Raw genomic sequence first — 7,451 nt, forward strand, 5'->3', positions numbered from 1 at the left:
CATGTATTTAAAGAGTATCGAAGTACAGGGATTCAAATCCTTTGCTAATAAGATCATATTTGAATTCCACAACGGAATTACCGGCATCGTTGGCCCGAACGGAAGCGGAAAAAGCAATGTTGCCGATGCAGTCCGCTGGGTGCTCGGTGAACAGAAGGTAAAACAGCTCAGAAGTTCCTCCATGCAGGATGTGATCTTCTCCGGTACGGAGATGAGAAAACCCCAGGGATTTGCCTATGTGGCTATCACACTGGATAACTCTGACCACCAGCTTGCCATCGATTACGACGAGGTCACAGTTTCCAGGCGGATCTACCGCTCAGGTGAGAGTGAATATCTCTTAAACGGCAGTGCCTGCCGCTTAAAGGATATCAACGAGCTTTTCTATGATACCGGTATTGGTAAAGAAGGCTATTCCATCATCGGACAGGGTCAGATCGATAAGATCTTGAGCGGACGTCCTGAGGACCGCCGGGAACTCTTCGATGAGGCGGCAGGAATCGTAAAATTCAAGAGAAGAAAGGCCATCGCTCAGAAGAAACTTGAGGATGAGAAGCAGAATCTCGTCCGTGTTTCTGATATTTTAAGCGAACTGGAAAAACAGGTGGGACCTCTCGCAAAGCAGGCTGAGACGGCGAAAGAGTATTTAAGACTCCGGGAAGAGTTGAAACGTTTCGATGTAAATCTCTTCCTCGCTGATTTAAAAGCCATCGAGGACCAGAAACTGGAACTCACAAGAAAAGAGCACACGGTAACAGGCGATATGGAGGAATCCAAAGCCGCTGCCGAAGCCTTAAAAGAGGAATATGACCGGATCTCCGAGGCGGTCCGCGTGTTGGACGAAAAGATCTCCGAAAAGCAGAACGCCGCGAATGAAGCGAAGATGTCCGCAGGGAACTTGGAAGGCCAGATCAATGTCTTAAGGGAGCAGATCCATGCCGAGGAGTTGAACGCGGAACACATTAAAAACAGGACTGCTGCCATCGACGAGGAATTATCCGCGAAAAATAAAGAGCAGGAAGCTCTCAAAGAGGAGCGGGAGGCTCTCGGAAATAAGATCCAGGAAGTCCTGGAACATCTCTCCGATGCGGAAGGTGCCTTAAAGATTTCCAGCACCCACGCCGACAGCCTTGAACAGTCCATCGAGCATTTAAAGGGTGCGCTGATCGCGGCCTTGAATGAAAAATCAGAGTTATCCGTAAAGAAACAGCGCTATGATACGATGCTGGAGCAGGTACAGGTCCGCAGATCCGAAGTCGCCCAAAAGCTCTTAAAGGTCAAGAGCGACGAGGAAAACTGGAATAACCAGATTGCGGAGCAGAACGAGCGCCTGACAGCCATCGACGCCGAGATTGAAAAACTTCTTTTCCAGGCAGAATCCCTGGAAGAGGAAGCAAAGGCGGCAAACGAAGAGATCCGCCGCTTAAACAGAAACCTAAGCCACACGGAACAGGATTACCACACGGCTCACACAAAGCTGGAATCCTTAAGGAACCTGGCGGAGCGCTATGACGGCTACGGAAACAGCATCAAGCGTGTCATGGAGGTCCGTGACCGGGTAAAAGGCATCCACGGCGTTGTGGCGGACCTCATTGATGTTCCGAAGGAATATGAGATCGCTATCGAGACTGCTCTCGGCGGATCGATCCAGAACATCGTCACGGACTCCGAACAGACCGCGAAGGTACTGATCGAACACCTGAAAAAGAACCGGTTCGGACGTGCCACATTTCTTCCATTATCTGCAATCTCGGCGGGAAATGGATTTAATACACCGGGTGCCCTAAAAGAACCTGGTGCCATCGGAATCGCCGCGGATCTCGTCCATGTGCGGCCGGAATACCAGACCCTGGCGAGATACCTTCTCGGCCGCGTCCTCGTGGTGGATCACATTGACAACGCCATCGCCATTGCGAGAAAATACCGCCACTCCATCCGGATCGTAACGCCGGAAGGAGATCTCTTAAATCCAGGCGGATCCATGAGCGGCGGTGCCTTTAAAAACTCCAGCAACCTTCTCGGAAGAAAGAGGGAGATGGAGGAATTAGAAGAAGCCTGTAAGAAAGCCCTGATCACCGTCGATAAGATCCAGGCGGAGACCATATTCCAGGAAGGGATCTTTCAGGAAAAGAGCGGCGAACTGGAAAATGTAAAGAGTGACCTTCAGAAGAAATATCTGGAAGAAAATACGGCAAAGATCGCGCTGAAGCAGCTGGAGGGAAAGAAAGAGGAACTCTACGAGTCCTCCGCGGATATGAACCTGGAGAACCGTCAGCTGGAAGAGCAGATCCACGAGCTGCGGGACAGTCTCGCTGCCATCGCAGAAGAGATGAAGCGTCTGGAACAGGAAAATACCGACCGGAATGAAAAGATCGAATCGGATTCCGCAGCTTTAGAGCAGGCGAAGGCGGACCGGGATAACGCATCCGCGGCGCTCTCCGAGGTCCAGTTGGAAGCCGCGAACTTAAAACAGCAGGATTCCTTCCTCGACCAGAATATCCATCGTCTCGAGGAGGAGAAGAACCGTCTTCTCACTGAAAAAATGTCCCTGCGGGACGGACACACGGACAGTAAAAACGAGGTGGAGAAGCGCCTCGCACAGATTGAAGAATTAAAGCAGAAGATTGAGAATGCCGGAAAAGACGCGGAAACCTACTACCAGGAGATGACTGCCGCTCAGGATGAAAAAGCGGCAAAGAATGAAGCCCAGAAGGGATTCTTTGAGAAGCGGGAAGCGCTCTCCGCGAGGATCTCTGACCTGGACAAAGAGCTTCTCCGCCTCCAGAACCAGAGTGATAAGCTCGCGGAACGCCAGGATGCCCAGGTGGAGTATATGTGGAACGAATATGGTCTCACATTCTCGACGGCGGAGCTCTTGCGGGACGGATCCCTCGACAATGTGGCGGACATGAAACGACAGATCGCCGAGCGGAAAAACGCGATCCGCGGTCTTGGAAATGTCAACGTCAATGCCATCGAGGATTACAAGGAGATCTCAGAGCGGTACGAGTTCATGAAGACCCAGCACGATGACCTTATTACGGCACAGGATGCCCTCTATAAGATCATCGAGGAGCTGGATATCGGGATGCGGAAGCAGTTCACAGAGAAATTCGCCATGATCCGGGCAGAGTTTGACAAGGTATTCCGGGAACTCTTCGGAGGCGGACACGGAAGTCTGGAGCTCATCGAGGATGAAGATATCCTGGAGTCAGGAATCCAGATCATTTCCCAGCCGCCGGGAAAGAAGCTCCAGAACATGATGCAGATGTCCGGCGGAGAAAAGGCACTGACGGCCATCGCTCTGCTTTTCGCGATCCAGAACTTAAAACCGTCCCCGTTCTGTCTCTTAGATGAGATTGAGGCGGCCCTGGACGATTCCAATGTGGACCGCTACGCAAAATATCTGCATAAACTGACAAAACATACCCAGTTCATCGTCATCACACACCGGAGAGGCACCATGGTCGCCGCTGACCGTCTCTACGGAATCACGATGCAGGAGAAAGGCGTATCCACGCTTGTCTCCGTGAACCTGATTGAAAATGATTTAAAATAGGGAGGATTCGTATGGAAGAGAAGAAAAAAGGCTTTTTCTCGCGCCTCGTCGAAGGTCTCACAAAGACCAGAGAAAACATTGTGTCCGGAATGGATTCCATCTTTTCCGGCTTCTCCGCGATTGATGACGATTTCTATGAGGAGCTTGAGGAGACCCTGATCATGGGCGATATGGGGATCCAGACCACCATGGCGGTCATCGAGGACCTCAAGAAGAACGTAAAAGAACAGCATATCAAGGACCCGGAGCAGTGCCGGGAAGCCCTGATCGCCAGCATCCGCAGCAAGATGGACCTCGGTGAGAACGCATATGAATTCGAACACCGAAAATCCGTTGTTCTTGTCATCGGTGTCAACGGTGTCGGAAAGACCACATCCATCGGAAAGCTTGCGGACCAGTTAAAGGCAGAGGGAAAGAAAGTCGTCCTCGCCGCAGCTGATACCTTCCGTGCTGCAGCCATCGACCAGCTTGCCGAGTGGGCGAACCGCGCGGGCGTGGAGCTGATCGCCCAGAAAGAGGGATCCGATCCTGCTGCCGTGATCTACGACGCCATCTCCGCAGCAAAATCCAGAAATGCGGATGTGCTGATCTGTGATACGGCGGGAAGACTTCACAATAAGAAAAACCTCATGGAGGAGCTTAAGAAGATCAACCGCATCATCGATAAAGAATACCCGGAAGCTTACCGTGAGACTCTCGTAGTCCTCGACGGAACCACAGGACAGAACGCCCTGGTACAGGCCCGCCAGTTTATGGAAGCAGCTGATATCACCGGCATCATCCTCACAAAGCTTGACGGAACCGCAAAGGGCGGCATCGCCGTTGCGATCCAGTCCGAGCTCGGCATCCCGGTAAAATATGTGGGAGTCGGAGAGAAGATCGATGACTTACAGAAATTCAACTCCGAGGACTTTGTGAAGGCCCTGTTCGCGAAGCAGCCGGAATAACCCGAAAAATATGCCCTGTCAGATGCCTGCGTCAGGCGCGGCTGTCCACGGCATTATACAGTAAATGACAGCGTAAGCTGTAACAATAAGGAGAATACAAATGGAAATGCAGGAACTCAGCCTCGAAAAATTTGAAGAAGCTTCCGAGATCGTAAAGAAAGTGACACAGGAGACAAAGCTGATCTACAGCGAATATTTCTCTGAGCGTTACGGAAACAAGATCTATTTTAAACCGGAGAACATGCAGCGTACCGGTGCTTACAAGGTACGCGGCGCTTACTATAAGATCAGCCAGCTCACACCGGAAGAGCGCTCCCGCGGTCTGATCACAGCATCTGCCGGAAACCATGCACAGGGCGTCGCTTACGCCGCAAAGCTTGCAGGCGTTAAGGCGACAGTCGTTATGCCGGTATCCACACCGCTCATCAAGGTAAACCGCACGAAATCCTACGGTGCTGAAGTTGTCCTTTACGGAAATGTCTTCGATGAGGCATGCGCCCACGCTTATGAGCTCGCTGATGAGCACGGATATACCTTTGTTCACCCGTTCAATGACTTAGAGGTGGCTACCGGTCAGGGCAGCATCGCCATGGAGATCATCAAGGAGCTCCCGACCGTAGACTATATCCTCGTTCCGGTTGGCGGCGGCGGACTCTGCACAGGCGTTTCCACCCTGGCAAAGCTCTTAAACCCGAAGATCAAGGTCATCGCCGTTGAACCGGCAGGAGCTGCCTGCTTAAAGGCATCCTTAGAGGCAGGAGAGGTGACAACGGTATCAAAGATCAATACCATCGCCGACGGTACCGCGGTACAGACACCTGGTGACAAGCTGTTCCCGTACCTTCAGGCAAACGTGGATCATGTGATCACCGTGGACGACTCTGAACTGACACTATCCTTCCTCGATATGGCCGAGAATCACAAGATGATCGTCGAGAACTCCGGACTTTTAACTGTAGCGGCCTTAAAGCATCTTGACTTTAAGGGTAAGAAAGTCGTATCCGTATTGAGCGGTGGAAACATGGACGTTCTCACCATGGCTACCGTTGTCCAGAATGGACTGATGCAGAGAGACCGTATCTTCACCGTAAGCGTTATGCTTCCGGATAAGCCGGGTCAGCTGGCAGCTGTTTCCTCACTGATTGCAAAGGAGCAGGGCAACGTGATCAAGCTGGAGCACAACGTATTTGCCAACGTAAACCGTACCGCAGGCGTAGAGCTCACGATCACTCTCGAGTCCTTCGGAACCGAGCATAAGGATCAGATCATCAAGGCTTTAGAGGCAGCAGGCTACTGCCCGGTGATCACTAAGACGAACGGAATCTATATGTAATATTCGTAACTGTTCAGTAGGTCTGCGCACTTGCTGCGCTGACCGTAAGAAAACATAGGCTGGAAGGCAAAAATCCCATCAGCGAAGCTGATCTGGAATGGATTTTTGCACGTAACTATGAAGGTACTGAATAGTTACTAATATTCATTTATTGCCAGATGTCCAGGCAGATCCGGGCCAGATATGCCTGGATATCTGGCAATTTGTTACTTAATAAAGGGGAAAATGTATGTACAGAAGCGAAACTAAGACAGCGCTTAATAAGAATATCCTGTATTTTATCCGTTGGACCGCGATCTCCATCGTGATGGGAACCGTCTGTGGCCTTATCGGAACGGCGTTTGGATACGGGGTCATCTATGCCCAGCGGCTGTTTAAGACCCACAGCTTTATGCTGTACCTGATGCCTGTGGCCGGCGTCCTGATCGTCCTGCTTCACCAGATGTTCCATGAGCTCGGAAACAGGGGAACGAACCTGATCTTAGAGTCCATCTCCTCGGACGAGCGGATCCCGATGGCAACGTTGCCCTGTATCTTTATCTCGACGATCTTAAGCCAGGCTGTAGGTGCTTCCGCCGGAAAAGAGGGAGCGGCCTTACAGATCGGCGGATGCATCGGAAATTATTTCGGCGATGTGTTCCATATGGATGAGAGAGATAAGAAAGTCATGATCATGAGCGGCATGAGCGGCTGCTTTGGTGCGATCTTCGGGACGCCGCTTGCGGCAGCCATGTTCGGAATTGAGGTCATCAGCATTGGTGTCGCCTACTACGCGGCTCTCGTTCCCTGCGTATTTGCTTCCTTTATCGGGGCGCAGATTTCAGGAGCTCTCGGTCTTCACGGCGAATCCTTCCTGATCCTTCATATTCCGGAGTTTTCTCTTGTTCCGGCGCTCTACACCGTTGGTCTTGGTCTTACCTGCGCTCTTTTAAGTGTCTGCTTCTGCATCCTGCTCCATGAGACCCAGCATCTCTATAAGAATAAGATCGGGAATGTCTATGTGCGGATCCTTGTTGCGGCAGGACTTTCCATCGCGCTGGCACTTATCTTCGGACGGGATTACTGCGGAGCCGGATTCAACCTTGTAGAGAAAGCGGTCGACGGGGAATCAGCATATCTTGGATTTTTGTTGAAAATGATCTTCACGGCAGTCGCCCTGGGCGGCGGATTCAAAGGCGGAGAGATTGTTCCAACACTGGCGGTGGGATCTTCCTTCGGATGCACCTTCGGACTGCTCACAGGCTTCGAACCGTCCCTCTGTGCGGCAGCAGGAATGCTCGCTACCTTTGTCGGTGTCACAAACTGCCCGATCGCGACCATGTTCCTGGGATTCGAGCTATTTGGCTTTGAGGCAATGCCGTACTTTGCGGTGGCGGTCGCCATCAGCTTTACGCTGTCGGGATATTATGGTCTCTACAGCGGACAGAAGTTTACATACTCCAAGACGAAGGCGGAGTTTATTAACCGGAAGGCGCACTAAAGGTATCAGACCGTGCTTTAGCACATCAGCAGTCAGGTATTACGGAAATACCCGTTACAGTACACGGGCACTCCATGCCCGCGCACTGTAACAGGATTTTGCCGATGCTTCGCATTCCGAATCGGCAAAATC

General features: G+C 51.6%; 4 protein-coding genes. All 4 read left to right on the plus strand.

The features are described from left to right. Position 1: 1 nt before the first annotated feature. The 4 genes from smc (at position 2) to GPK83_RS12735 (ending at position 7,319) form a co-directional block, all read left to right on the plus strand. The gene (smc, locus tag GPK83_RS12720; protein ID WP_215704938.1) at positions 2-3,559 is read left to right on the plus strand and encodes a chromosome segregation protein SMC; all 3,558 of its coding nucleotides are present in this window, start codon (positions 2-4) and stop codon (positions 3,557-3,559) included. 11 nt (positions 3,560-3,570) lie between these two features. After that, entirely contained in the window at positions 3,571-4,506 is a 936-nt protein-coding gene (gene ftsY / locus GPK83_RS12725) for a signal recognition particle-docking protein FtsY (protein WP_021905056.1), read from the plus strand. A 106-nt stretch (positions 4,507-4,612) separates the two neighbouring features. Continuing rightward, positions 4,613-5,839 (plus strand): threonine ammonia-lyase, encoded by a 1,227-nt coding sequence (gene ilvA, locus GPK83_RS12730; RefSeq protein ID WP_117470315.1) that lies wholly within the window; start codon positions 4,613-4,615, stop codon positions 5,837-5,839. A 229-nt stretch (positions 5,840-6,068) separates the two neighbouring features. Then, positions 6,069-7,319 (plus strand): chloride channel protein, encoded by a 1,251-nt coding sequence (locus tag GPK83_RS12735; protein ID WP_117514906.1) that lies wholly within the window; start codon positions 6,069-6,071, stop codon positions 7,317-7,319. Positions 7,320-7,451: the final 132 nt, after the last annotated feature.

Origin of the sequence: Clostridium sp. MCC328 (assembly GCF_018785465.1) — a bacterium.
GTDB classification, from domain to species: Bacteria; Bacillota; Clostridia; order Lachnospirales; family Lachnospiraceae; genus Pilosibacter; species Pilosibacter fragilis.